Annotated in this window: 23 protein-coding genes and 1 riboswitch; of the genes, 11 read left to right on the plus strand and 12 right to left on the minus strand. The window is 49.1% G+C overall.

The genetic code is table 11. The annotated features are described in order from the left end of the window. Window positions 1-3: 3 nt before the first annotated feature. The 3 genes from pseF to pseI are packed head-to-tail and all read left to right on the plus strand — an operon-like array spanning window position 4 to window position 3,328. A complete protein-coding gene (pseF, locus tag VHA_RS16060) occupies window positions 4-705 on the plus strand; it encodes a pseudaminic acid cytidylyltransferase (RefSeq protein WP_040529301.1) in 702 nt (233 codons plus the stop codon). Continuing rightward, entirely contained in the window at window positions 702-2,282 is a 1,581-nt protein-coding gene (gene pseG / locus VHA_RS16065; RefSeq protein ID WP_005506202.1) for a UDP-2,4-diacetamido-2,4,6-trideoxy-beta-L-altropyranose hydrolase, read from the plus strand. The genes pseF and pseG overlap by 4 nt, the downstream gene beginning before the upstream one ends. After that, entirely contained in the window at window positions 2,279-3,328 is a 1,050-nt protein-coding gene (gene pseI / locus VHA_RS16070) for a pseudaminic acid synthase (protein ID WP_005506203.1), read from the plus strand. The genes pseG and pseI overlap by 4 nt, the downstream gene beginning before the upstream one ends. 62 nt (window positions 3,329-3,390) lie before the next feature. On the opposite strand, the gene VHA_RS16075 is transcribed toward pseI, so the two are convergent. The 8 genes from VHA_RS16075 to VHA_RS16110 all read right to left on the minus strand — a co-directional run bounded on the left by VHA_RS16075 (window position 3,391) and on the right by VHA_RS16110 (window position 11,714). Next, the gene (locus VHA_RS16075) at window positions 3,391-4,389 is read right to left on the minus strand and encodes a formate dehydrogenase subunit gamma (RefSeq protein WP_005506205.1); all 999 of its coding nucleotides are present in this window, start codon (window positions 4,387-4,389) and stop codon (window positions 3,391-3,393) included. Between the two features lie 51 nt (window positions 4,390-4,440). Next, window positions 4,441-5,046 carry a formate dehydrogenase FDH3 subunit beta gene (gene fdh3B, locus VHA_RS16080; protein WP_005506206.1) on the minus strand — a complete coding sequence of 202 codons (606 nt, stop codon included), beginning with the start codon at window positions 5,044-5,046 and terminating at the stop codon, window positions 4,441-4,443. 14 nt (window positions 5,047-5,060) lie between these two features. After that, entirely contained in the window at window positions 5,061-7,916 is a 2,856-nt protein-coding gene (locus tag VHA_RS16085; protein ID WP_005506208.1) for a formate dehydrogenase subunit alpha, read from the minus strand. 20 nt (window positions 7,917-7,936) lie between these two features. Beyond that, on the minus strand, window positions 7,937-8,146 hold the full coding sequence (locus tag VHA_RS16090) for a twin-arginine translocation signal domain-containing protein (protein WP_005506210.1): 210 nt from the start codon (window positions 8,144-8,146) through the stop codon (window positions 7,937-7,939). A 57-nt stretch (window positions 8,147-8,203) separates the two neighbouring features. Continuing rightward, window positions 8,204-8,818, minus strand: a complete 615-nt coding sequence (locus tag VHA_RS16095; RefSeq protein WP_040529128.1) for a TorD/DmsD family molecular chaperone — start codon at window positions 8,816-8,818, stop codon at window positions 8,204-8,206. 4 nt (window positions 8,819-8,822) lie between these two features. Then, entirely contained in the window at window positions 8,823-10,535 is a 1,713-nt protein-coding gene (locus tag VHA_RS16100) for a 4Fe-4S binding protein (protein ID WP_005506214.1), read from the minus strand. Window positions 10,536-10,702: 167 nt separating this feature from the next. After that, window positions 10,703-11,272, minus strand: a complete 570-nt coding sequence (locus tag VHA_RS16105; protein ID WP_040529129.1) for a DUF3306 domain-containing protein — start codon at window positions 11,270-11,272, stop codon at window positions 10,703-10,705. Continuing rightward, window positions 11,262-11,714, minus strand: a complete 453-nt coding sequence (locus tag VHA_RS16110) for a DUF3305 domain-containing protein (RefSeq protein WP_040529130.1) — start codon at window positions 11,712-11,714, stop codon at window positions 11,262-11,264. The genes VHA_RS16105 and VHA_RS16110 overlap by 11 nt, the downstream gene beginning before the upstream one ends. A gap of 175 nt (window positions 11,715-11,889) precedes the next feature. Between VHA_RS16110 and VHA_RS16115 the strand changes: the two genes are divergently transcribed. Further along, on the plus strand, window positions 11,890-12,720 hold the full coding sequence (locus VHA_RS16115) for a formate dehydrogenase accessory sulfurtransferase FdhD (protein ID WP_005506218.1): 831 nt from the start codon (window positions 11,890-11,892) through the stop codon (window positions 12,718-12,720). After that, the gene (locus tag VHA_RS16120) at window positions 12,713-13,612 is read left to right on the plus strand and encodes a substrate-binding domain-containing protein (protein ID WP_005506220.1); all 900 of its coding nucleotides are present in this window, start codon (window positions 12,713-12,715) and stop codon (window positions 13,610-13,612) included. The genes VHA_RS16115 and VHA_RS16120 overlap by 8 nt, the downstream gene beginning before the upstream one ends. A 19-nt stretch (window positions 13,613-13,631) precedes the next feature. Here VHA_RS16120 and VHA_RS16125 read toward each other — a convergent pair whose 3' ends face one another. Further along, a complete protein-coding gene (locus VHA_RS16125) occupies window positions 13,632-15,668 on the minus strand; it encodes a sensor histidine kinase (RefSeq protein WP_040529304.1) in 2,037 nt (678 codons plus the stop codon). A gap of 20 nt (window positions 15,669-15,688) precedes the next feature. After that, window positions 15,689-17,068: a sigma-54-dependent transcriptional regulator gene (locus VHA_RS16130; protein ID WP_005506224.1), complete on the minus strand. Its 1,380-nt coding sequence runs from the start codon at window positions 17,066-17,068 to the stop codon at window positions 15,689-15,691. Between the two features lie 326 nt (window positions 17,069-17,394). Between VHA_RS16130 and VHA_RS16135 the strand changes: the two genes are divergently transcribed. Genes VHA_RS16135 through VHA_RS16155 form a run of 5 tightly spaced genes read left to right on the plus strand, consistent with a single transcriptional unit; the run spans window position 17,395 to window position 21,934 of the window. Continuing rightward, window positions 17,395-18,192, plus strand: a complete 798-nt coding sequence (locus tag VHA_RS16135) for an ABC transporter substrate-binding protein (protein ID WP_199249668.1) — start codon at window positions 17,395-17,397, stop codon at window positions 18,190-18,192. Then, window positions 18,192-18,893 carry an ABC transporter permease gene (locus tag VHA_RS16140; protein WP_005506228.1) on the plus strand — a complete coding sequence of 234 codons (702 nt, stop codon included), beginning with the start codon at window positions 18,192-18,194 and terminating at the stop codon, window positions 18,891-18,893. Before VHA_RS16135 ends, VHA_RS16140 begins: the two co-directional genes overlap by 1 nt. An 8-nt stretch (window positions 18,894-18,901) precedes the next feature. After that, window positions 18,902-19,603, plus strand: a complete 702-nt coding sequence (locus tag VHA_RS16145; RefSeq protein WP_005506230.1) for an energy-coupling factor ABC transporter ATP-binding protein — start codon at window positions 18,902-18,904, stop codon at window positions 19,601-19,603. After that, window positions 19,587-20,171 (plus strand): molybdenum cofactor guanylyltransferase MobA, encoded by a 585-nt coding sequence (gene mobA, locus VHA_RS16150; RefSeq protein ID WP_005506232.1) that lies wholly within the window; start codon window positions 19,587-19,589, stop codon window positions 20,169-20,171. The genes VHA_RS16145 and mobA overlap by 17 nt, the downstream gene beginning before the upstream one ends. Next, window positions 20,168-21,934: a bifunctional molybdopterin-guanine dinucleotide biosynthesis adaptor protein MobB/molybdopterin molybdotransferase MoeA gene (locus VHA_RS16155; protein WP_005506234.1), complete on the plus strand. Its 1,767-nt coding sequence runs from the start codon at window positions 20,168-20,170 to the stop codon at window positions 21,932-21,934. The genes mobA and VHA_RS16155 overlap by 4 nt, the downstream gene beginning before the upstream one ends. A gap of 62 nt (window positions 21,935-21,996) precedes the next feature. On the opposite strand, the gene VHA_RS16160 is transcribed toward VHA_RS16155, so the two are convergent. After that, entirely contained in the window at window positions 21,997-22,575 is a 579-nt protein-coding gene (locus tag VHA_RS16160) for a thymidine kinase (RefSeq protein ID WP_005506235.1), read from the minus strand. A gap of 92 nt (window positions 22,576-22,667) precedes the next feature. Continuing rightward, the gene (locus VHA_RS16165; RefSeq protein WP_040529131.1) at window positions 22,668-24,248 is read right to left on the minus strand and encodes a Na+/H+ antiporter NhaC family protein; all 1,581 of its coding nucleotides are present in this window, start codon (window positions 24,246-24,248) and stop codon (window positions 22,668-22,670) included. Window positions 24,249-24,337: 89 nt separating this feature from the next. Next, a riboswitch (Lysine riboswitch) is annotated at window positions 24,338-24,518 on the minus strand. 413 nt (window positions 24,519-24,931) lie between these two features. Here VHA_RS16165 and VHA_RS16170 point away from each other — a divergent pair. Then, window positions 24,932-25,330, plus strand: a complete 399-nt coding sequence (locus VHA_RS16170; protein WP_005506252.1) for a DUF3037 domain-containing protein — start codon at window positions 24,932-24,934, stop codon at window positions 25,328-25,330. The last annotated feature ends 8 nt before the right edge of the window (window positions 25,331-25,338 follow it).

Consider the following 25,338-nt stretch of genomic DNA (forward strand, 5'->3'; position numbering starts at 1 on the left):
AAAATGAAAGTCTGTATTATTCCTGCCCGCAGTGGCAGCAAGCGCATTCCGGGGAAAAATCTCAAGGCCTTTATTGGCAGGCCAATCATTGCCTACGCCATTGATGTGGCAAAAATATCAGGCCTGTTTGACCGCATCATGGTATCGACAGACAGCGAAGAGATTGCAAGCATCGCCAAAGAGCATGGCGCTGAGGTACCGTTCCTCCGTCCTGCAGACATTGCTGATGATCATGCCACGACATTAGATGTCATCAAACACGCTATTGAATGGCTGCAAGAGAACGATGCCCGTTCTCTGGATGCAGTCTGTTGCCTTTACGCCACGGTGCCGTTTATCCGCGTTCAGGATCTTGAAAAAGGCCTGACGCTACTGGACAAAGAGCAAACCCAGTACACTTTCGCTGCCACGCGTTTCTCCTTCCCTATTCAACGCAGTATTCGAATAAATGATGAAGGCAATGTGGACATGTTCTGGCCAGAACATTTCTCTACCCGCTCACAGGATTTAGAAACCGCTTACCATGATGCAGGAATGTTCTACTGGGGTAAGCCAGAGGCATTTCTTTCCGGTTTACCGATTTTCGCTCCGCACTCCAAAGCGGTGCAGATCCCCCATTTCCGTGTCCAGGATATCGATGAACCGGATGACTGGATTCGCGCCGAAATGCTCTATCAAATCCTTAAGCAACGGGACGAGTTATGAAGATAGCGATTCGCGTTGACGCCTCCCGCCAGATTGGTACTGGGCACATCATGCGGTGTCTGGTACTGGCCCAAAAGCTGATTGAACGCGGCCATCAAGCCATCATGGTCAGCCGCCCCCTGACCGGCAACCTTATTGATTACTGTAAAAACCAGGGCATTGACGTTATTTCTTTGAGTGCTATTGAAGAAACCTTTCTCCCTGACGCCGGAGACTACCGACATTGGCTAGGAGTGACTCAGGAATCCGATGTGAAGGAAACAGTGGCTGTACTGCAACACGTTAATCCTGATTGGGTAATCATGGATCACTACGCCTTGGACCGCACTTGGCAAACACAAATGCGTTCTTTAGGGATAAAAGTACTTGTCATCGACGATCTTGCCAATCGCCATCATGATTGTGATGTGTTACTCGATCACAATCCCTGGCCGGACTTTGAAAACCGCTATCATCAACTTGTGCCAAAAGACTGTACTCAACTTTTAGGGCCAAAATTCGGATTACTCCGCCCACACTTTTCAGAACTCCGCCAACATCCACCTGCACTGAAGAATGTGATACTGGCCTTTTTCAGCGGCACAGATCCCAGTGGCGAGTGCATGAAACTGCTCAATGCCTGCAAACATTTTGACTCTTTGCCTTTCAGGCTCCACATTGTTTACGGCCTCTCTAATCCCCAAAAGGCTGAACTACGCGCGTTTCCACTGCCTGAATTCGTCACGCTGTCCGAAAGCCTTGCTGATTATGAAGCGGAGCTTGCAGCCTGTCGCTATGCTTTTGGTGGCGCAGGTGTCAGTGCTATTGAACGTGCAAGCCTAGGTATTCCTGGCACCTTGGTATCCATGGCCGAGAACCAGCGTTTGATGGCAGAGCATCTTGGTGCCAGTGGCCTTTATCGTTACTTGGGCGTAAGTAATAACACCACAGAATATGACTATGTCAGCGAATTGAGGTGGTTGTCAGATAACTGGAACACCCTGCCCTATCGTCTTGAAAAATCCGATATCGACGGCAACGGCGCTACGCGGGTAGTTGAGATGATGGAACAACGTGCGTATATGCCTGGAAATATCGCATTTCGTGCAATGACTACAGATGACCTTGCAATGGTACGAAGCTGGCGAAATGCACCACATGTCAGGAACAAGATGTTCACTCAACATGAAATCAGCGCAGAGGAACATGAACGTTGGTTTGCCAACGCCTCGAGCGATACAGCAAATCAGTTTTTTATTGCGATGTCTGAGGATACGCCGGTTGGCATGGTCTCTTTTACCAATATTGAAAGACAAACCAACACTGCAGAGTGGGGATTCTATAAATCACCCGAAGCACCCGCAGGCACTGGCTTTGCCATGTTATCCGAAGCTTTGAGTTTGGGATTCAAGAACCTTGGATTGGACGGTATTCGCAGTCGAGTACTTTGCATCAACCCAAACGTGATTCACCTTCATGACAAACTTGGCTTTTCGAAGGGCAAGGACATCCAGACCCTTATCACTGTAGACGGAAACATAGACTATTTTTCTTTCTTCCTTTCGTGCGAAGCGTGGAAAGGTGGCACAACATTATGACGCAATGTATTACCATCAATGGCCGTAAGATTGGCCCTGAGCACAAACCTTATATTATTGCTGAAATGTCGGCCAACCATAACGGTTCGATTGAGCGCGCTTTTCAGACCATCGAAATGGCAAAACGCGCAGGCGCGGATGCGATTAAGATGCAGAGCTACACCGCTGACACCATTACCCTGAACTGCGATTCGGAGGCATTTCAAATCAAAGGTGGGCTGTGGGATGGCCGAACGCTTTACGATTTATATCAAGAAGCCCACACACCGTTTGAGTGGCACAAACCGCTGTTCGAAAAAGCGCGAGAAGTTGGCATCACGTTGTTTAGCACACCGTTTGATTTTACGGCCGTGGATTTGCTGGAAGATCTCAATGTACCAGCCTACAAAATCGCCTCATTTGAAGCCGTCGATCTCCCCTTGATTCGTTATGTCGCACAAACCGGCAAGCCGATGATCATTTCAACAGGTATGGCAAACAATGAAGAGATTGCAGAAGCCGTTGTCACTGCGCGTGATAATGGCTGCCAACAGCTGGTGTTATTGCATTGTATCAGTGCATACCCTGCGCCAGCATCACAGAGCCACCTTCGCACCATTCCTGATTTGGCAAAGCGCTTTGGCGTGATAAGTGGGTTGTCTGACCACACTTTAGGTACCACAGTGTCTGTGGCGGCAATTGCACTTGGCGCGTCGGTGATTGAAAAACACGTCACATTGAGCCGCAACGAACCAGGTCCAGACGCCACCTTTTCATTAGAACCGGATGAATTGACAACGCTTTGCAAAGAGACAGAAACCGCATGGCAGGCATTAGGTCAAGCGGGTTACCAGCTAAAGGATGCAGAGAAAGGCAATGTGCAGTTTCGCCGTTCGCTTTATGTGGTCCAGAACATAAAGAAAGGCGAAACCCTGACTGCACAAAACGTGCGGAGTATTCGTCCAGGCTTGGGCCTTGCACCAAAGCATTTTGATGCTGTTATGGGAAAAATAGCTCGGCATGACATCCCTCGCGGTACAGCCTTAAGTTGGGATTTGATTTACTAACGACTGAAACGAAAAAACAAAGCCCACTCACGTGGGCCTTGTGTCATTTAATGATTACACTCTCAGGTCCTTTGCTGCTCTTTCGCTTCTGTCGATGGGGCAGCACTTTCACCTTGAATTTCATCCAGCCAAAGCTTGTGGTGTTGTTTCGCCCAACTTTCATCCACATAGCCCGTCGTCATACCTTCTAACGCACCTTCAGTACCAGCAGTACCGATGTATATATGACCGAATGCAGCCGCTAACAAGCCCAATGACGCTATGCCATGCAACAGGTTTGCTATCTGCATATTGTCACGGGTTTGACCAAAGATAGGGAAATCCATCACAAGGCCGGTAATGCATACCACGACACCGACAGTTGCCAGCAACCAGAACCAGGCTTTCTCACCACCGTTACAAAACCCTGCATCGGGGTGTTTGCCATTAGGCAAGATGCCACCGCCCTGCTTGAACCACTCAATATCGACTTTGTTGATGAAGTTGTTTTTCATCCACTTCACCAGCATACAAAGCAGACCAATCACAAATAGCGGACCAAGGTAATTGTGCGCCAATTTCGCTGCGTAGATGATGCTTCCCCACACCACTTCCGGAGCCACTGGTTTGATGAAATGCTTACCGTAAAGCAGCAATACACCCGTGATCCCCAGGATCAAAAAGTTAATCGCAGTAAACCAGTGCAGGGCGCGTTCAAATGGCGTCCAGCGCATCACCTTCTTACCCGTGCGTTCATGTGCCAGCGCAACACGTCCTGCCCAAAGGTAAAACAACAGCAGGCCACCTGCAGAACCACCAAGGAAAAGCAGGCCTATCGGACTGATCCACTCATTGCGGATCCGTCGCCAGCGCTCACCATCCACATTGATAAGTTGGCCTGCCTCTGCCCCCTTCGCAGTGGTATAGCCGGACTCACCAGCACGCACTTCTTTCCAGAATTCTGCCCCCGCCAACTGCACCATTTCTTTCTGGGGATCGGCCTTGGCGCCTTCTTCGGCAGTACCCAACGGTGACCAAATACTTATTATCACCATGAACATCGCGAGCAATGCTCTAAACATATCTCTCCTCCCGACACTGCGGAGTAACTGCTCCGCAGTGTCTCATGCTAATCAGCTTTTGGTTGCATCATAAGCGAGGTCATCGCCATTGGTCCAACCCGCGCCTTTCGCACCGCGCTCTACCACGCGTTGGCGGAAAATAGCAGACACTTTCTCGGCATCACCGGCAAGTAGCGCCTTGGTTGAACAAAGCTCTGCACACATTGGCAGCTTGCCTTCGGCAATACGGTTTGCACCATATTTCTCACGTTCTGCAGCCGAACCATCCGGCTCTGGACCGCCAGCACAGAACGTACATTTATCCATTTTACCGCGCTCGCCGAACGCTGAGGTTTTCGGGAACTGTGGCGCCCCGAACGGACAGGCAAACAGACAGTAACCACAACCGATGCAAGTATCTTTGTTGTGCAGAACAATACCGTCTTCAGTTCTGTAGAAGCAGTCTGCCGGACAAACCGCCATACAAGGCGCATCCGTGCAGTGCATACAAGCCACCGAAATAGAGTTCTCGCCTGGTTCACCGTCATTCAGGGTAACGACACGGCGACGCTGGATTCCCCAGGTTACCGCATCATCGTTTGCGTTTTTACACGCCGTGACACAGCCGTTACATTCAATGCAGCGTTTGGTATCACACAGAAATTTCATATTCGCCATAACATCTGCTCCTTTTACGCTGCGCTGATCTTACAAAGCGTCACTTTGGTTTCCTGCATCAGGGTAACCGGATCGTAACCATAGGTAGTCGCGGTATTCGCCGCTTCACCCACCACGTAAGGGTCGGAACCTTCAGGATATTTAGAACGCAGATCTTTACCTTCAAATTTACCGCCAAAGTGGAATGGCATAAATGCCATACCTTCTTTCACACGTCGTGTGACCATGGCTTTCACTTTAACCCGGCCTTTTTCTGCACCTTCAACCCAGACTTCTTGGCCGTCTTTTATCCCAAGGTTGTTCGCATCCACAGGGTTCACTTCAACAAACATTTCCTGTTGAAGCTCCGCCAACCAAGGATTGGAACGCGTTTCTTCACCGCCCCCTTCATATTCCACCAATCGACCAGACGTCAGAATAATAGGGTACTCGCCGGAAACATCCCGAGCCTGAATAGATTTATACAGGGTTGGCAGGCGATAGAGATCGGCCTGGTCGTCCCAGGTTGGATAGTCTGCAACCAGATCGCGGCGCGGCGTGTAAAGCGGTTCACGGTGCAGTGGCACACGGTCTGGGAAGGTCCAGACAATCGCACGGGCTTTGGCGTTGCCAAATGGTATACAGCCGTGGGCAATCGCAACACGCTGAATACCACCGGACAGGTCGGTTTTCCAGTTTTTGCCTTCAGCAGCCAATTTCTCTTCAGCGGTCAAATCATCCCACCAGCCAAGTTGCTTGAGCAGCTTGTCACTGAATTCCGGATAGCCGTCTTCCAGCTCGCAGCCTTTTGAGTAGCTATCAACGGCCAGCAAGCTCTCGCCTTCGAATTCCACACCGAAGCGGGTGCGGAAGTTACCGCCACCTTTGGCCACTTCTTTTGATGTGTCATAAAGAATGTGGGTTCCAGGGTGCTTCATTTCTGGCGTTCCCCAGCAAGGCCAGGGCAGACCGTAAGTTTCACCACTGACTGGCCCACCTTCTGCTTCGAGTGTGGTTTTATGGAATGTATGCCAGTTCTGTTGGTGCGCTTTGAGACGTTCAGGGCTCTGGCCCGTGTAACCAATTGTCCACATGCCGCGGTTAAATTCACGGGTAATGTCTTCAATGTTTGGCTCGTCATTTTGCACTGAAATGTGTTTGAACAACTGATCTGCAAAACCCAACTTTTTAGACAGCAAGTACATGATGGTGTGGTCTGGCTTGGAATCGAACAGCGGCTCAATCACCTGATCGCGCCATTGTAGGGAACGGTTGGAGGCGGTAACCGAACCACGAGTCTCAAACTGGGTGGTCGCGGGCAACAGGTAAACACCGTCTTTACGGTCATTCATCACAGAGGCAACCGTTGGATACGGATCAACGATGACCATCATGTCCAGCTTCGCCATCGCCTTTTTCATTTCTGGTCCCCGGGTTTGGGAGTTCACCGCATGTCCCCAATAGAACATGGCGCGAATATTTTCCTTCTGTGCCATTTTCTCTGGGTCTTCCAACACACCATCCACCCAACGGGATACCGGAATACCATTGCTGTTCATTGGTTTAGAACCATTGTAGGCGGTCTGATCAAAACGGCCTTTGATCCAGTCTAAATCCACATCCCATACTGTCGACCAATGTTTCCATGCCCCATCCGTTAGGCCATAGTAACCCGGCAAAGTATGTGAAAGTACGCCTAAATCTGTTGCGCCCTGAACATTGTCGTGACCACGGAAGATGTTAGCCCCGCCACCAGATTTACCAATATTCCCAAGTGCCAATTCCAGTATGCAGTAAGCGCGCGTGTTGTTATTACCTGTCGTGTGCTGGGTTCCCCCCATACACCACACAACTGAACCCGGGCGGTTCTCAGACAGGATTTTCGCCGCTTTATACATATCTTCGCGGTTGACACCTGTCACGCGCTCCACCTCTTGTGGCGTCCATTTCGCCACCTCTGCACGAATTTCATCCATACCAAACACACGCTGGCGAATGAATTCTTTGTCTTCCCAACTGTTTTCAAAAATATGCCACAGCAGGCCCCATATAAACGCAACATCTGTACCAGGGCGCAATGATATATAGTGATCACTTTTCGCTGCGGTGCGGGTGCGACGAGGGTCAACAACCACAATCTTACAGCCATTCTTTTCCTTCGCGATCAGAATGTGCTGCATCGCCACCGGATGTGCTTCAGCAGGGTTAGAGCCAATAAAGAGGATCGACTTGCAATTATGCATGTCGTTAAAAGAATTGGTCATCGCGCCGTAGCCCCAGGTGTTAGCAACACCGGCAACGGTAGTGGAGTGACAGATACGCGCCTGATGGTCAACGTTATTTGTGCCCCAAAGTGACGCCATTTTACGGAACAAGTACGCTTGCTCATTGCTGTGCTTCGCCGACCCCAGGAAGTAAACCGAATCCGGCCCTGACTGTTCGCGGATTTCCAGGCACTTGTCACCGATTTCATTGATGGCGGTCTCCCAGCTAATTTTCTGCCACTTACCGTCCACCAGCTTCATCGGATATTTCAGGCGGCGCTCACCATGGCCGTGCTCTCGCAATGCCGCACCTTTAGCACAGTGACCACCAGCATTAAACGGATGGTCAAACGCAGGCTCTTGGCCCACCCATACACCGTCTTGCACTTCAGCATACACACCACAGCCTACCGAACAGTGAGAACAAATCGTCCGTTTCTGTTCGACTGGCTTACTTGGATCAACATCTTTAGCCTCAGCTTTTCGCATCATACCTGGCGTGAACATGCCTGCCGCAGCAACCCCTCCTGCTGTCGCCAGCATGGAGTTACGCATAAAGGTACGACGGGAGACACCCAATCGTTTTTCTTCCCTATTGACGGCGTCAGAGCGTTTAGTCAGTTTCATAGTCTCACTCCATCTGTAGGTTACAGGGAATCGTAATAATCACGAATGTGTTGGGTTTCACGGTACCCCGATTGGCGCTTCGGTTCTGGGGTTTTCACCGTCACTTCCGCCTGAGCAGTAACACTGACTGCGGTGGTGGCAGCACCTACGGCTGCGGCAACCCCCAGCCCCTTAAGGAACTGGCGACGCGCTTCATTTGGCGTACCTGTTTCTTTTTGGTTTTCTGACATCACAATGCTCCTCATGCTTTCTATCAACGCTGATTTTCTACTTGTTATGAAGTAGAACTACCAAGGGCGCTGGATAAAACTGATTTTCTCTATCGTTAGAAATTGTTTTGCAAGTTCAGCCACAGCGGTATAGAACACCGCAGCTTCTGCTTGTTTGGTATCGTCACACAGCCCCTCAAACCAAGGCGCGATATGACGGTTGAAAAAGGTTTTCTGTGCCTGGACATCTCCCTCTTCCACCAGCATAGCCATCACTTCCAGCAATGCCGCAATATGGTCTTCCGGTTCTTTCGTCTCATCCTGACGCTCAAAGCCCAGACGACGCAAGTCCTGACGCAGTGATACCAACGGTAATTCCATCAACGAACCGGTGAGATACCAAGAGCCAAATGGCATCACCTCTCCCCGCCCGACACCAATGAACAACAACTGATACTCATCAGCGGCCTGGATGGGTGTCGTCTTACTGGCTGATAGCTTAAGAACGGACCAAGCCGCCACCATACCCGGTGAATGCTCATCACCTTCCAATTCAAGTGCCGATAGCCAGTTCAGTGTGTCCTGATCCGGTGCTTGTCTAAAAAGATGTGCCAATAGGTTGTAGATGTTCTGACGGATTTGGTTTTCTTCGTTGGTCACATCTTCAATGTTAATTTGTACTGCCATTGCCATCTCCTTAAACCTTCATCTGCTTATCCGGGTTTTCAATCATGTCAGCAACAATGTCGCGGACCCGGCAGTCTTCGCACATGGACAGGCGTTTGATAGCGTTTTCCCGAAAATGACTGTGATTTTGCAATTTCCCAATCAACATATTGACCATCGAAACAGGCGCAAATGGCTTGCCACAAGTGATACATGCAGCCGCTTCTTCTTCATACAGGATTTCACGTTGCTGGCGCTGTTCGCTGTTCCAATTGAAACGTGGCTCAAGCGTGATCACCGATTCCGGACAGCTCGATTCACAAAGACCACACTGCACACAATCCTGCTCCCGGAATGTGATACCTGGACGAGAACCAATGGATGACAAGGCGCCTGTCGGGCACACTGCGACACAGCCCATGCAAAGGGTACAATCATGGGTTTTCACATTGATACGGCCATATGGCGCACCTTGTGGCACAGGGGTAACCGTCAGGTGTTGACCGGCATGTGCCGCCAACAAATCCAATGCCGTACTCAGTCTCTCGCGTTTGGTGCCAGTCAACTTTGTTGGGTGTGTCAGCAGCACGTTGCTAAATGGCGTCAGCGTAAACAGCGAGTCCAATGCTTTCAGCGTGATGCGGTCCTGCTCGATATTAAGACTGCTCAGGAAAGAGGCTGCGACGTCAAGTTCTTGCTCCAATACATGGCGGGTTTTAGCAGGCAGATTAGGCGCCATAGCCAGGATCACTTGGGAGGCCCCATAAACCAGTGCACTCAACCAGGTATCCAGCCCTACAGAGGCTAATTCTTCTAATCTTACTGGAATCGTGCTGTTTGGCAGCGACGACATCGCTTCTACCAGAGACGCTTCATCCGCTTCCGCATAAAACAGAATCGTTGGCACTTCACCGCCCTGTTGGCGATAGTGCTGAATAAGGTCAAACACAAAATGTTGTGTATTTTCAGGATCCGGCAGTGCGTAGCTAATCGCTTCTGTCGGGCATACTGTTGCACAGGATCCGATTCCCTGACACAGGTAAGGATTGATAGTGATCGTTTGGTTAATGGTGCTTAATGCCTCCGCCGGACAAGCATCTATACAGCGGGTGCACCCTTCCAATCCCCGCGAAGCATGTGCGCAGCGCTCAGTATCCAAACGGAAGAATTTAGGTTTGTCGAAAATACCAACCGTTTCTCGTAACGCTTCAACAGCCTCTTCTTTTGATATCAATCCACGACCAACAGCATAATAGCCAAAGGGAGGCACTTCGGCTGCATGGAGACCTTTTTCCGTTAGGTCAACGATCAAGTCAAAGTGATCCCGCCCCATTGCAACCTGTGCGAGGTTTTGCTGAATACCGTTGTAATTTACAGCGACGTGGAAAGCACCTAAAAACCCATCAATGGTGACATCACTGCTATAAAAAAGTGAAAGCTCCTCTGTCAATCCAGACACGGTGCCACCCGCTTCATTACAAAGCAGCACCACACGTTCTTTGAACGCACCAGATACCAAGGCACCGAATTCCACCAATGCCGCTGCACTGCCAACTACCAATGCAAACCCACGGCTTTCAAAACTTATCGTAGGCGGGATGAGGTTGCCCAATGTGACTGTATTTTTTAGCGCATACAGTCTGGCTAACCCATTGGTATCTTTCTGACATTCAAGATACTGATTGAGTGTTGTGATATTTTTTTCCGTCGACATATTCTCAGTTGCTGTTGTCTGTGTAGCCATAAAACACCTGTTTCCTAATCGGCAAACGGCGTTAATCCGTTTCAATGCCTCATTTATGCATGCCGTTTAGCTTGCTGGACAATGGCTTAGCTACACCTTTGACTAAGACTCTTTGTTACAGCAAGTTATGAACCAGCTTTATAGGAAGAAAAATAACAAAAACGGAGTCAGGATCCGTTTGAAGACTTACCTTCATCCTCGAGTGGGACATTTTGTTCCACCCTATAGGACAAATTGTCTCCTGATTCATCATGGGGACTTTTTGTCTCACTGTCAGAAGAAGCATCAACGGGCGCTTGGGTATGCTGCGTCGTCTCCTCTATCTGTTCAGACTGTTCAAAGGATTCCTCAATCTGCTCTCTGGTCCACTTTCTCAAAGATTCCACCACTTCTACCGTGAGCTTTGTGGGTTTGGAATAGTCGAGATCGTACTCATTCATACCATCAAGTGCGTTGTAAGTGTCGCTGTGAAAAAGCTTTCTGAGTGCAGCCTTCTTGATCTGTGAAGAAACACCTTTCGCCAGAAATACGGCCGCGGAATCCCCCTCTTTCAAACGATCAACATCTTCCATAGAGAGTAAAGGTACGTCCGTTTCATCAGATTCAGGCTGCGTTTCCGCACAGGTGATATCTTCACTGTCGCCAGCGCATGCCACGTCAATCGGCTTTTCTTCTTCCGAAGATGCTAGCCCTTGCTTACGCCTTGACCAGCGATGGAGGAAGGAATCAGTTACCATTTGACCTCCCCGCGCCTTTGCGCTTCTTCTTACGGACTTCCAATAACTCACCATGACGGCCAATAAACGCTTCCATCCAGGCTTGCACCGTCAGTGGCATGGGTACGGACTGCACCAGATAATCCCCATCCATAAAACTGGCTGCATTGCTTTGCGAAGCCGTAACCTGTAAGGGATTGAGAGACTCATCCTCTTCTACCTCAAAGATGAAAAAGAGGTGAGGATCCCGAGAACTGAGGTTGAAACGGTAGTCCGTCCGTTCATCTTTAAACAGCTCTAAAGGCAATGAAATTTGTGAATCTGAACATTCATCTTCTGTCTTGGGAAAATTCAGGTTCACAATCGACCAGCGCTTAGTCTTCCAACGCCCAATAGCGACATCGGTTGATTCCAGATCAAACTGTATCAACCAGCAATTAGGATCTTTTATTATTCTTGTCACGCATCACTCCTTCAAATTCCAGGATTCGAATCACTCGCGAGGGGAGTGGGGAAACCGAGTACTCCTCTAATAAAGCAAAACACATACCATCGACGGTTCACTTATTCACGATTGGAACAGGAATTGCTAACTTTGCTATAAATGTCTTGCGATAACACCAAAGGAAGCCGGGTAAATGAGCCAACCCAAGATTATTCAAACCCAGACAGACATCCCCCAAACGATTAACGTCACCGTATTTGACGAATACGGCGAGCCCATGACCAAACAGATCGCCTGCGAACGAGCGCTGACGGTCTACCTCAACTGGAAAGAGATTGTTACCCTGATGACACTCGGCGCCCGACCGGACATGCTGGTGCTTGGTTATTTGAAAAACCAGGGGCTCATCAACGATGTCAACGCATTGGATTCAGTGATCATCGATTGGCAAACCCAGTCTGCGGCGGTCATCACAGCAGAACAAAATGACAATATCGACGAGACGCTCTCAAAGAAAACTGTCACGTCGGGATGTGGGCAGGGCACAATGTTCGGCAACGTCATGAAAAAACTTGAAAATTTAAGACTTCCTGCGCATCGCATCAAACAATCCTCTTTGTATGGGTTACTGGAAGCCCTCACCCATCATAATGACACCTACAAAGCCGCTGGTGCCGTACATGGCTGCGCAGTCTGCAAAGGCACGAAAATTCTCTCTTTTGTTGAAGATATTGGCCGCCACAACGCCGTCGATACCCTGACGGGTGAAATGTGGTTGAAAGGTGAAACCGGAGAAGACAAAGTGTTCTACACCACCGGGCGTTTAACGTCTGAAATGGTGATTAAAGTGGCGCAAATGGGCATTCCTGTACTGTTGTCCCGCTCTGGTGTGACCCAAATGGGTTACGATCTTGCCAAACAACTTGGTATTACTATGATCGCCCGTGCCAAAGGCCACCGTTTCCAAGTATTCAACGGTGCTGACAATATCGATTTCGATGTGAAAGGTGGCTTGGATGGGTGATTTCCCGGTATTTATGAATGCCCGGCAAGTCGCTGAATACCTCGATTTGAACGAGAAAAAGGTTTATAGCCTTGCCAATGATGGCGTGCTTCCCGCAACCAAAGTCACCGGTAAGTGGCTGTTTCCGAAAAGCCTGCTTGACCGCTGGCTGCTTGAATCCAGCCATAATGGCGTATTCAATGACAGGCTGTTAATTGCCGGATCTGACGATCCTCTGCTTCAGCATATTGTCAGCAGGATGGCGAACTCCCTTGGCAGTACAGCGCTGGTGGGCTATACCGCAACTGGCACCAAACAGGGATTGTCAATGCTGGAAAAAGGCCACGTGGATATCTGTGCCATCCATTGGGGAAATGCAGAAGAGGCCCGATTGCGACATCCAGCGCTGATTCAACAATATGCAGGGCATAAAAACTGGGTGCTGCTGCATGCCTATGAACGCCAACAAGGGCTGATTATTCGTCCAGAACTGGCAGAGCAGATTAACGATCCGCATCACTTTACTGACAAGCGATGGCGATGGGCCGGTCGCCAAAAGGGGGCCGGGAGCGCCCGAGCACTGGATGAATGGCTATTCAGGAACGGGATGACTGCTGAGATGCTGAACTCGGTGGTGACATGTCTCAATGAGCGTGAACTGGGTTCAGCGATCGCCCGTGGATCAGCAGATATTGGCTTTGGCAGCCAAAGTGCCGCAGGGGAATTTGGCCTCGCATTCCATCCTATTGCTAACGAGGCGTTTGAACTGGTGATCCCCAAAAACATCTATTTCCGTTCTCTGGTCCAGCAACTGATACAGCACTTTGACGATGATGACATCATCAAACTGAGTAAGCAGCTTGGTGGCTATAATCTTCAACAGGCGGGAAAACAAATGTGGGCGGCGGGATAACACCCGTCCCCCCCTCTTTCTAATCCATAACACGCAACGACGTGATTTCGTCATCGACGTGAATTTTCTCTCGCAGATAAAGGGTGAATGTACTGCCCTTACCCAGCTCTGACTCCACCTTAATTTCGCCCCCCAGACCACTGACAATACCATGTGTTACCGCCAGCCCAAGGCCAGTGCCAGAACGTCGGGTAGTGAAGAAGGGGTCGAAGATTTTTGTCAGATTTTCATTGGCAATCCCACAGCCAAAATCCTGCACGGAGATTGTCGCCCCCATCGGGTGGCCATTCTCATCCAACCAATCCTCTGAGCGCACCACTAAGCGTCCCTTTTCATTCATGGCGTGGATGCCGTTCATTTGCAAGTTAACCAATACCTGCAATAACTGATGGCGATTGATCTCCACACAACATTTCGCATTGAGTTCAGTGACCACTTCTATGTCTGATTTCTTGGTGCCTGAGCGAACCAGAGTAACGCTCTCTTCAATAATAGGGTTCACATGTTGCCATGTAATTTCATCCTGCACACCACCTTGTCTGCTGTATTGCAGCAGGCTCCGTGTGATATTGCGGATGCGGTCTATCTGCTCAAGCACCATGGCGATTTCCTCTGACACTAATTTAGCGTTATCGCCAAGTTCATATTCCATCAATTCAATGTTGCCAAGAATAACAGCGGTCGGGTTGTTAATTTCATGGGCAATACCTGCGGTCAACTCTCCCAATGCGGCCAGCTTTTCATTTAGCAACAACTTATTACGCGTCTGTTCAAGCAGGGAAATATTCTGTCTAAGCTTTTTCGTGGTTTCGTGCAGACTGGCGGTGCGCTCCCGAACCTTGTCTTCCAGCTCCAGCGTATTCTGGCGAATGGCTTCATTTTGCTGTTTCAACTGGTCAAGCATGGTGTCAAACTGTCTGGCAAGAATAGCCAGTTCATGCTGGGGATCAAGCTGAAGCTTGCCAATCCGCACGTCCTGATCAAAGCTGACCAAACGCACAACACGGTGAATTCGCTCTATTGGCCTGAAGAGATCTCTCGACCCACGGTAGACCAGCAAGCCAGTGACAAACAGTGTGGCAAGGATCCCCATGCTAAGCTCCAGCAGATTAGTGAAATAACGTGAAATCAGCGGCCATTCCAGAAATCCTGTATATAACATACCAATGACATTGTTGTTAAAGTCCCGGATTGGCTTATAGGCAGAAATGTACCAGGCATCATAGACATAAGCCCTGTTCACCCATTCGTCCCCGTTTTCCAATACCGTTTCACGCACTTCATCCGACGCCCGGGTACCAATAGCACGGCCAAACCGGTTTTCACTGTCTAAAGGCACATTAGTACTGACACGGATATCGTCAATAAACAGGGTTACCGTACCAACGCTCGACGGTGGCAAAGTGCCTTCTGGAAAAACCAAATCACGGATCCTGTCTACCAACTCAGTACTGTTGTTAAGTAAGATCCCCCCATCAATAATCCACGCCAGCTCGCCATTTTCATCAAACAATGGCAATAAGCTCCGGCTAATCAACCCACGTGATTCTATGACTTGCTCATTGAGAAGTGGAATTTCTGCACGCGCTGAAAACTCAGGGAGGATGGCATCAAGCTCAATGGCCGACATCACCTGGAAAAACGTGCGTTCACGACCTTCCAGAAGAGGACGACGAAGGGTTTGCGGCAGACGTTTAATCTCTTGGGCTGGATAGACGGCGAGAAAGTCAACATCATACTTTTTGGCACGAGAACGGGCCCAAGACAAGATACCGCTGGGGTCACGTTCAATCTGGATCTGGAAATCGTAGGAATCAGCAATCGCTTTAAGTTGCAACCGCTGTTCCCGTTGTAACACTTCCATACTGTTACTGGCAACGGCCAAATCAGCCATCACCCCGGCAAGGGCACTTTTCCATGAATAGGCAAGCGTCCAGTACATGGTCAAGGCAATCAATGCTAGTAACGTAATGAAAATAGGAACAGACGTCAGCATCAGCAAACGGTAACGCACCATGGTACGGAACCGAAGCCGCCACTTATTGAGCCATCTCATCGGATTTGCCTGCTCCATGACTACTCACCATGCCATTCTTTAAATTTACGCTCCAGGGTTTTTCTCGCCACCCCAAGCTGCCTTGCCGCCGCTGACTTATTGCCCTCGCAGGCCTCGACCACTTTTTCAATGTGCGCGCGCTCTACGTCTTTCAATTGCCATTCAAGCGGATACCCTTTTTCATGCACAGTAACCATATTGGCCTCACCATCTGGGGCTGCATGAATATGCTCATGCCCTCCCCACTGCTGCAAGTCAGGTTTACCAAGCAGTATTGCCCTTTCTACCGTATTTTTAAGCTCACGGATGTTACCAGGCCAGTCATAGCCCTGCATGGCGGTTAGCTCTTCCGTCGACCATACCACAGGTTTTAACCCCATCTCTCGGGACAGGGTGTCAGAAAAATGATTGAGCAGCAGGCCTATGTCCTCAACACGCTCACGAAGCGGCGGCAATTCAACAGAAAGCACATTCAGGCGATAATAGAGATCTTTGCGGAAACGGCCTGCTGCCACCTCCTCCTGTAAGTTTCGGTTGGTTGCTGCAACAATCCGTACATCGACACTCACTTCACGCTCGGCACCGACAGGACGGATGGTTTTCTGCTCCAGCGTACGAAGCAGTGACGCCTGCATAAGAATGGGCATCTCTCCGATTTCATCAAGAAAAAGCGTGCCTGCATCCGCAACACGGAACAGGCCATCTTTGCTTTTACGGGCACCGGTAAACGCACCAGATACATGACCAAACAGTTCACTCTCCAGCAATTCAGGCGCAATCGCCCCACAGTTAAGCGGTACAAAAGGGCCTTTACGGCCACTGAGCGAATGCAGCGCCCGTGCGACCAACTCTTTCCCTGTGCCTGACTCACCTTCTATCAATACCGCTGCCGGGGAGGGTGCCAACCGGGCGACCATCTCTCTCATTGCCTGTGTTTTCGGGGCATCACCAATGATATCGACAGGAAACGAACGTGCGACATCACGCTGCAGTGCCACATTACGCCGTTCCATCATGCGTTTGTCGAGGCAACGCTGTACTGACTGCAACATCTGCTCGAGATTAAAGGGTTTAAGGATGAAATCAGACGCCCCCGCACGCAACGCCTTAATCGCCGTTTCCAGTTCAGCATAGCCAGTCATAAAAATAATATCGCTACGACGTGATGCATCGGAAAACGCTTCATGCCAGTCGATACCGGAGCGGCCCGGGAGATTGATATCCACAATCAGGAGATCAAAATGGTTACGTTGCCTCAAGGCTTCCGCCTCTTCTAGCGACGATGCGGTTTCAACCTGCGTCAGTTTTTTAGAAAGCGCTTTATTCAGTATCGCGCGCATCCCTGGCTCATCATCGACAACCAGTGCGGAAAAACCAAATTGCTGCAATACGTCCTTCATGTCACGATTAACCTTCATGTCTTTATTGGATGCCCCTCAAGCAACATCATCAAGAGGGTTATATTTATATACCCGACATCATACATGGGACATTTTGACTCGGTCCAATAAAGACATAAACCTATGTTGTCTGCGACACAGCCCGCACACGCTCTGCTTTTCGGTTAAATTACTTTACTTTCAATAGATTAAGCACGTTAATGAGCGTGCTGAATTTTTGGCATTTTTGTTGCAAGTTCGACTACGCTCGCTTCACGTGAGCAAAGTAAACCCATAGATTCTAAAGAACTACAGAACGTCAGGAAGCCTTAATGAAACTGAAACGCATGAATAAAATGAAAGTCTTTGCGCTAATTACTTTTCTTTTCACTTTCTCTGTCAATGCAGAGGAAGTCATCCGGTTAGCCACCACCACCAGTACTTACCACTCAGGTCTTTTGGATTACCTGCTCCCTGAGTTCAAAAAAGAGACGGGCTATGATGTGCAGATTCTGGCCGCGGGAACAGGTAAAGCCCTGAAAATGGGCGAAAACGGCGATGTGGATTTGGTCATGACACACGCCCCCAATGCTGAAGCCCGTTTTGTGGAAAATGGGTTTGGAGTGTTACCTCGTCGCCTGATGTACAACGACTTTGTGTTGGTAGGTCCTGCGTCAGATCCTGCCAAGGTGAAAGGAACAGCTGATGTTACTGAGGCCTTGAAAAAAATTGCTTCCGCTAACGCCAACTTTATCTCCCGTGGTGATGACTCAGGCACGAACAAAAAAGAGCTTCTGCTTTGGGAAGCTGCGGGTCAACGTCCTGAATTTAATGCGTATAAAGCCATCGGTCAGGGCATGGGGCCAACACTGACCATGGCAAACGAGATGCAGGGGTACACCCTGACTGACCGCGGTACCTGGCTCGCCTATCAAAGCAAGCTAGATCTTAACGTACTGGTTGAAGGTGATAAACGACTGTTTAATCCTTATCAGGTCATCATTGTCAACCCAAGCCGTTATCCTGACATGAACTACAAAGGGGCCAAAGAATTCAGCGACTGGTTGGTAAACCCCAAAGCACAATCGCTGATCAACGCGTTTAAAGTCAACGGCGAACAACTGTTTGTGGCGGATGCTGACTAATGGAAATGCTGGAAACAACCCGACAAGCCATTGCCTTGCTGTTTAGTGGCGATACCACACTATGGGGTATTGTCGGCGTATCGTTTTCAGTGTCGCTGTTTGCTATTGGGCTGGTGATCTTACCAGCCCTTCTCATCAGCTTTGCGTTGGCGTACTGGGACATCCCCGGGAAATGGATGGTACTGTCACTGATAAATACACTTCAGTCTGTGCCAACCGTTGTGATTGGCTTGTTGCTTTATATGGTACTGTCCCGGGCAGGTCCGATGGGTGACTGGAAAATGCTGTTTACCCAAAAAGCAATGATCCTGGGACAAATCCTTATTGCGATGCCCATTCTGGTGTCAATGATGCATGCGGCATTCCAAAACAGCGATCGAAGAGCTTGGGAGACCGCCTATACTCTGGGCGCGTCCATTCCGCGCGCCATGCTGACATTGATGTGGGAAATCCGCTTTCCTTTACTTGCAGCCGCGGTCACCGCCTTTAGTCGAATCATCACTGAAGTGGGTTGCTCTATGATGGTCGGCGGCAACATTCTCAACTACACGCGAAATATCCCTACCGCTATTGCGCTGGAAACCTCAAAGGGTGCCTTCGCCCAAGGTGTCGCGCTGGGAATGGTACTATTAGTATTGGCACTAACGATGAATGTTTTTATCAGCTATGCACACGGCAACGGCCACTTAAAAACAAGTTAGGGGAAAGAATGAACCAGATTGTTTTGGAAGCCAGCAACCTGTCAGTGAGATACAAGCATCGATTGCTGTTTCACATTCCGTCGCTAAAAATCTGCCGGGGGGATGCCATTTACCTCACGGGTCCAAATGGTATTGGCAAGACCTCGTTGCTGAAAGTGCTGGCAGGTATCCAAAAGCCCACCACAGGAAAGCTTAACTTGCGCCGTCCGAGTTTCATGCAACGTCTGGCTGGTTTTTCCGGGCACAGTGACGTGATTTACATGCATCAATCCGCCTATTTATTCGACGGAACCGTTGCCGACAATGTCGCATATGGCTTAAAAAGCAGGCCGCTATGCCCAAAAGAGCGTCGAATGATTACCATGCAGGCTTTACAGATGATTGGGCTGGAACATTTAAGCCGGGAGCACATTTCCGTGCTTTCAGGTGGGGAAAAACAAAAAGTCGCGATGGCTCGAGCCTGGGCTCTGAGCCCTTCTATTCTGTTGATGGATGAGTCATGCGCCAATCTGGATCCTAACGCCATAGATGCACAAAGGATGATGGTGGAAGATTTGCTCAAGCGTGGTGCCAGTCTGGTGATCACCAGCCATCATCCCAACTCACTCACCGCTTGCTGCAACCAGCACTGGTTAATTGAAAACCAGTCACTGGTCTGTAAGCCGATACTTAACATAATCAACAAGGATAACCATGCATTCGCTTTCTGAAACCACGTGGATCATTCTTGCCGGCGGACAGGCTCGCCGCATGGGCGGAAAAGACAAAGGGTTGGTCACCCTTAATAACAAACCTCTCATCGAATACGTTCATGAACGCCTCATCGGACAGGGTGCTAAGGTTGCCGTGAATGCTAACCGTAACCAGGAAACCTATGCACAATATGGCCAGGTTTTCAGCGACGTGTTTGAAGGGTTTCCGGGACCACTGGGGGGCATACATGCAGCGATGGCACAGCTTAACAGCGAGTGGTTTGGCTTTGTCCCCTGTGACTGTCCAAATCTGCCACATAACTTGCTGGAAAAAATGTACCAGGCGATCGCCGACGACACAGAAATCGTTGTCGCTCACGATGGAGAGTCCTTACAACCTGTTGTGACCATGTTTAAACATACTGTCTTTGAACGGCTCGAAAACTTCCTAAACAATGGCGATCGGAAAATCGTACTGCTTTACGATCTTTGTAATACCGTTTTTGTCGACTTCAGCGCAGAGCACGACGCTTTCATCAACCTCAACACACCTGAAGAGCTGGAGAAGTTTGGAGATTTGTCATGAGTTTTTCCCATTATTCACTGCCCGTACTTGGCTTTGCGGCTTTCAGTGGCACCGGAAAAACCACTCTGTTAGAGAAACTGATCCCCACATTGGTCGCTTCCGGTATTCGTATTGCGATGATAAAGCATGCTCATCACGAGTTTGATGTTGATAAGCCAGGAAAAGACAGTTACCGGTTAAGAAAAGCCGGTGCCTCCCAGATGCTCATCAGTTCGCGTTACCGCCATGCCCTGATGACAGAAACACCGGAAGAGGAATATACCCTCAACCAATTACTTGCCCGTGTTGACCACAATCGCGCAGATTTGGTGTTGGTGGAAGGATTCAAGCATGAAAACTTCCCGAAAATCGAACTCCATCGTCAGGCACTGGGCAAGCCCTGGCTTCACCCTGACGACAGCAATATTATTGCCGTCGCCTGCGACGGCGATCCGGATACCGCCCTCCCAAAGCTTGATATCAATGACATTGATGCCCTCAAAGGCTTTATCCTACGATGGATGGAAGGCCACAAGGCCCAAACCGCCACCTGTGATTCCCTGTCACCAACCATGCTTTCTGTCGATGCAGGAAGGGAAAAAATTCTGGCGGCAATTTCCGAGCCCTCTGTCAGTGAGGTTCTGGCACTGGAATCCTTATCCGGGCGCGTGTTATCAGAAGATGTGATTGCACCGGTGAATGTCCCATCAACCACCAACTCGGCAATGGATGGCTTTGCCATTCGCAGTGATGATCTGGAACGTGCCAGCTACCAAATCATCGGGGAAGTCTATGCAGGCCACGGCTTCAGTAAAGCACTTGAACCCGGTCAGTGTGTCCGTATCATGACGGGCGCAGCGTTACCGCCAAACGCTGACACTGTCGTAATGCGTGAACAAGCCTGCGTCGACGGTGACAAGGTACGGTTTGATACCCGTAAAGGTGCGGCACGTCCTGGCCAGAACGTGCGCCAAGCGGGGGAAGATTTAAAAAAAGGGTTGCCCGTTTTCCAAGCTGGTACCCGTATGAATGCAGCCTCTGTCGGTATGATGGCCTCGCTGGGTTTCAATGAAGCCACGTGTTTTAAGCCGCTGACTGTTGCGCTGTTTTCGACCGGTGATGAAGTCCAGGCACCAGGTACGCCAGCAAAAGCACATTGTATCTATGACGCTAACCGTTTCACTGTCCGCAGCATGCTGGAAAAACTTGGCTGCAACATCCTGGATCTTGGCATTATTGAAGACAGTGAAGACGCACTATCAGCAACGCTGAATACCGCAATGGATAAAGCGGATGTCATTATTTCCTCCGGCGGTGTTTCCGTCGGTGATGCCGATTATATTAAAAACGTGCTGGACAGCCTCGGAGAGATTAACTTCTGGCGGGTAAACATGCGCCCGGGACGCCCTCTGGCATTTGGCAAATTAGGCAACACACCGTTTTTCGGTTTACCCGGAAACCCCGTTGCTGTCATGGTCACTTTTTTGCAGTTTGTTGAGCCTGCCATTCGTAAAATGCAGGGTGATAAACATTGGCAACCGCAATGTCTTTCCGCCATCACCCAGGAAAAAATCCGCTCACGTATTGGCCGGACAGAATACATCCGCGGTATTTATCACGTTAGTGCCAGTGGTCAATTGGAAGTGCACTCTACCGGTTCACAGGGCTCCGGAATTTTGCGCTCCATGCATGAGGCCAACTGTTTAATTGAGGTGTCACCGCAAGTAGAAAGTGCTGAGGTTGGCGATCGGGTCACGATAATACCGCTTATTTCGCGGCTTTGAGCGACTGATAAACAGAAATAATTATGCCGCTGAATTCAGCGGCATAATTATTTTTTATAGGCTTACTTACCCAATGCTTCTTTATAGTGCACACGGCAAACAGACACGTACCTGTCATTGCCTCCAATCACGACCTGATCCCCATCAGCAATAGCATTACCGTCTGCATCGGTGCGAATAACCATGTTTGCTTTGCGGCCACAATGACAAATTGTTTTCAACTCGACCAGTTTATCTGCCCACGCCAACAGATATTGCGACCCTTCAAATAACTCCCCACGGAAATCAGTACGCAAGCCATAACAAAGCACAGGAATACGTAATTTATCGACCACTTCGGTGATTTGATAGACCTGCTCTTTGGTCAAAAACTGACACTCATCAATCAGCAGACAGTCCACTTTATTATTAACATTAATATCACTGACCGCAGCAAAAATATTATCCTCTGGCGAGAAAAGTTGCGCTTCTGCCTGAAGACCAATCCGAGAGCTGACTTTACCCACACCAAAGCGGTCATCGATTGCTGCCGTGAAAATCAGCGGGTTCATTCCCCTTTCCTGATAATTGAATGATGACTGCAAAAGCGTAGTGGATTTACCCGCATTCATCGCTGAGTAATAAAAATACAGCTGGGCCATGTAATTCTCCGAAAATAAGACTGACGCATGCTACCTAAAAGCGGCTCAGACCGCGTTATGAAAAAGCCCCCGAAAGCGGGGGCTGAAAACCTTCAGGCTAATTTACCTGGTCGGCGGGACAGCCAACTCAACAAAGTGCAAACCAATACAAACACCCCCGACCCCGCCAATAGCGAAATGCTGAGAGAATCGGTAAAACCAAGCACCAAATACGCCACAGAGGCGATCACTGCGCCCGCAAGCGCGTAAGGCAACTGGGAGGATACGTGGTCGATATGGCCACAACGTGCACCGGTGGAAGACAATATAGTGGTGTCTGAGATTGGCGAACAATGATCACCAAATACCGCCCCCGCTAATACAGCGGATAGCATAGGCAACATCAGCGCAATATCGGTTGCTCCTGCCAAGTCACCAGCGATCGGCAACATAATACCGAATGTACCCCAGGATGTGCCGGTTGAAAATGCCATCACGGCCGACAACAGGAACAACAGTACTGGCAACAATTGGGTCGGCATATTCCCCTGAATCAAGGTAGACAGGAATTTACCTGTCGCCATGTCACCAATCACGCTGCCAATGGTCCAGGCAAAGAACAGGATCAGAATGGCACCAAACATTGACTTAGCACCAATCCAAGTAGTACGTGCAATGTCAGCCGCTGGAATACCTTGTTTTATCACCGTGACCAATGCTGACAACAATCCAACAACACCACCGAAAAGCAGCGACATACCTACATCCGTGTTTTCAAACGCACCCAGTACTGAAAATGCTTTCCCATCGGCTTGTAATGCTTGAGCCCCTGAATACACCATCCAGGACATCGTTGCGACAATCAGGACAATGATCGGCACAACCAGATCTGAGACGCGGCCCTTGTCGCTTTCTTCAATACCCAGCTCGTCTTCAATCGGCTCATGACCACTGTCTTCGTCACCCAAACGGCTGCCGGTTGAGGCCTGATATTCAAAGCGACGCATCGACCCCACATCCATCTGGAACCAAGACACAGCAAATACCATCAACAATGCAAATACGGCATAGAAGTTCATTGGAACCATATATGCAAACGCACTCAATGGGCTGTATTCCGTCACGCCGTGGCTGACAAGGATGCCACCAATCACCGTGATAATATATGCCCCCCAACTGGATGCGGGCATAATCACACACATTGGTGCAGCAGTGGAGTCCAGGATATAAGCAAGCTTGGCGCGAGACACATGAAAACGATCAGTCACTGGTCGGCTAATGGCACCGACGGCAAGGCTGTTAAAATAGTCGTCAACAAAAATGAATACACCCAGCAACGCTGCCAGCAACTTGGCCCCGCGCTTACTTTTCACCCGGCGCTGTGCCCATTCAGCAAAAGCACGGGTACCGCCGGAAAGCGTCAGCAACGCAGTCACTGCTCCTAACAACAGCAGGAAAGCCACAATGCTCAGGTTCCAACTGTTAATACTGCCACCATCAATGAACAATCCAACGATCAAATTGCCCAAGTATGACGCAGTGACAGAGAACGAAAAATCGTTAAGTAACAAGGCACCAGAAAGAATACCTACCCCCAAAGACAGCAAAACGCGGCGGGTAATAATGGCCAGCCCCAATGCTAAAATTGCCGGGAGAAGGGAAAGTGAAGAAGAGGAAAAATCAACTAAATTCATGATCTCTGTATCAACCTATTCGGTTGGAGATCTACTGCAGAAACGGAAAACCTGAATGAACAAACAAAACGGTTATGCATATCGTTAAACCCTACAGTAGCGCTCCATAGTTAAATCCCAATACTATGGCAGTGTTGTGTCTTTTCGAGCACAACCCCAGCACAAAAGTCTGATAAACCCATTGTGCTTCGGCGCGGTTTCCTTTCGCTTGCCCTCACTGGCATCACCCTAAGACAACCTACTGATAAACAGCGCACCTCTACGTGTATAACCCCAAACAACATATAGAAATGACACGGTTTTCGCCGCCATACCTATAAAGTACGTCCGTTTGGGTAATAAGCCAGCGTATTTTATGTGACATTGGTTTGTTTGCAATATAAAGATAAAAATTTTTACACAACGCGCTAAACAGGGTTACAAAATCATCGCCTTCCACTGGCCTTTACTATTTGTCGCACACAAAACCTAACAAGGATGCCAAATTTATTGTACAACCTCTCAAAAAAGTGGCGATTTCTTATCAAATCAACTGCCCTTTTTATATTAAATTTGCACTTTAATTAATTTCGATATTTAATAGGCAAGAATTTAATTACTTAAACATTGCAAAGAATTATTTATTCTTGCTATTCTTAGTGAAGCACTAAATTATTACATAACGAGATAATAGGATTGGCATAATGTCTGATGCATTAAAAGTATTGTTAAACCTGCGCAGCCTTCGTGCCGTTGCACGTGAACTTACTCTGGAACAACTACAAGAAGCACTGGAAAAACTACAAGCAGTAGTAAGCGAACGAGAAGAGGCGGAAGCTGAAGCCCGTGCAGCTGAAAAAGAGCGCATTGAAAAACTGGAAAAATACCGTGAAATGTTAATCCAGGATGGTATTGATCCAGAAGAATTGATGGCAACTCTTGGCAGCACCAAGCCAAAATCTAAACGCGCTGCCCGCCCGGCGAAATACAAATACATTGACGTCGACGGTTCAGAAAAAACTTGGACAGGCCAGGGTCGCACACCGAAAGCGATCAAAGAAGCACTGGATAACGGCGGTAAGATCGAAGACTTCCTGCTCTGAATCAAAAT

The sequence above is a fragment of the Grimontia hollisae CIP 101886 genome (assembly GCF_000176515.1).
GTDB classification, from domain to species: Bacteria; Pseudomonadota; Gammaproteobacteria; order Enterobacterales; family Vibrionaceae; genus Enterovibrio; species Enterovibrio hollisae.

Excerpts from the sequence above, each read along its gene's own strand:
- mobA (WP_005506232.1), top strand. The coding sequence starts at position 19,587 with ATGCATTCGCTTTCTGAAACCACGTGGATCATTCTTGCCGGCGGACAG.
- VHA_RS16145 (WP_005506230.1), top strand. The coding sequence starts at position 18,902 with ATGAACCAGATTGTTTTGGAAGCCAGCAACCTGTCAGTGAGATACAAG.
- VHA_RS16170 (WP_005506252.1), top strand. The coding sequence starts at position 24,932 with ATGTCTGATGCATTAAAAGTATTGTTAAACCTGCGCAGCCTTCGTGCC.
- pseI (WP_005506203.1), top strand. The coding sequence starts at position 2,279 with ATGACGCAATGTATTACCATCAATGGCCGTAAGATTGGCCCTGAGCAC.
- VHA_RS16085 (WP_005506208.1), bottom strand. The coding sequence starts at position 7,916 with ATGAAACTGACTAAACGCTCTGACGCCGTCAATAGGGAAGAAAAACGA.
- VHA_RS16090 (WP_005506210.1), bottom strand. The coding sequence starts at position 8,146 with ATGTCAGAAAACCAAAAAGAAACAGGTACGCCAAATGAAGCGCGTCGC.
- VHA_RS16140 (WP_005506228.1), top strand. The coding sequence starts at position 18,192 with ATGGAAATGCTGGAAACAACCCGACAAGCCATTGCCTTGCTGTTTAGT.
- VHA_RS16100 (WP_005506214.1), bottom strand. The coding sequence starts at position 10,535 with ATGGCTACACAGACAACAGCAACTGAGAATATGTCGACGGAAAAAAAT.
- VHA_RS16155 (WP_005506234.1), top strand. The coding sequence starts at position 20,168 with ATGAGTTTTTCCCATTATTCACTGCCCGTACTTGGCTTTGCGGCTTTC.
- VHA_RS16135 (WP_199249668.1), top strand. The coding sequence starts at position 17,395 with ATGAATAAAATGAAAGTCTTTGCGCTAATTACTTTTCTTTTCACTTTC.
- VHA_RS16095 (WP_040529128.1), bottom strand. The coding sequence starts at position 8,818 with ATGGCAATGGCAGTACAAATTAACATTGAAGATGTGACCAACGAAGAA.
- VHA_RS16075 (WP_005506205.1), bottom strand. The coding sequence starts at position 4,389 with ATGTTTAGAGCATTGCTCGCGATGTTCATGGTGATAATAAGTATTTGG.
- VHA_RS16105 (WP_040529129.1), bottom strand. The coding sequence starts at position 11,272 with ATGGTAACTGATTCCTTCCTCCATCGCTGGTCAAGGCGTAAGCAAGGG.
- VHA_RS16115 (WP_005506218.1), top strand. The coding sequence starts at position 11,890 with ATGAGCCAACCCAAGATTATTCAAACCCAGACAGACATCCCCCAAACG.
- fdh3B (WP_005506206.1), bottom strand. The coding sequence starts at position 5,046 with ATGGCGAATATGAAATTTCTGTGTGATACCAAACGCTGCATTGAATGT.
- VHA_RS16125 (WP_040529304.1), bottom strand. The coding sequence starts at position 15,668 with ATGAGATGGCTCAATAAGTGGCGGCTTCGGTTCCGTACCATGGTGCGT.
- pseG (WP_005506202.1), top strand. The coding sequence starts at position 702 with ATGAAGATAGCGATTCGCGTTGACGCCTCCCGCCAGATTGGTACTGGG.
- pseF (WP_040529301.1), top strand. The coding sequence starts at position 4 with ATGAAAGTCTGTATTATTCCTGCCCGCAGTGGCAGCAAGCGCATTCCG.
- VHA_RS16130 (WP_005506224.1), bottom strand. The coding sequence starts at position 17,068 with ATGAAGGACGTATTGCAGCAATTTGGTTTTTCCGCACTGGTTGTCGAT.
- VHA_RS16165 (WP_040529131.1), bottom strand. The coding sequence starts at position 24,248 with ATGAATTTAGTTGATTTTTCCTCTTCTTCACTTTCCCTTCTCCCGGCA.
- VHA_RS16160 (WP_005506235.1), bottom strand. The coding sequence starts at position 22,575 with ATGGCCCAGCTGTATTTTTATTACTCAGCGATGAATGCGGGTAAATCC.
- VHA_RS16120 (WP_005506220.1), top strand. The coding sequence starts at position 12,713 with ATGGGTGATTTCCCGGTATTTATGAATGCCCGGCAAGTCGCTGAATAC.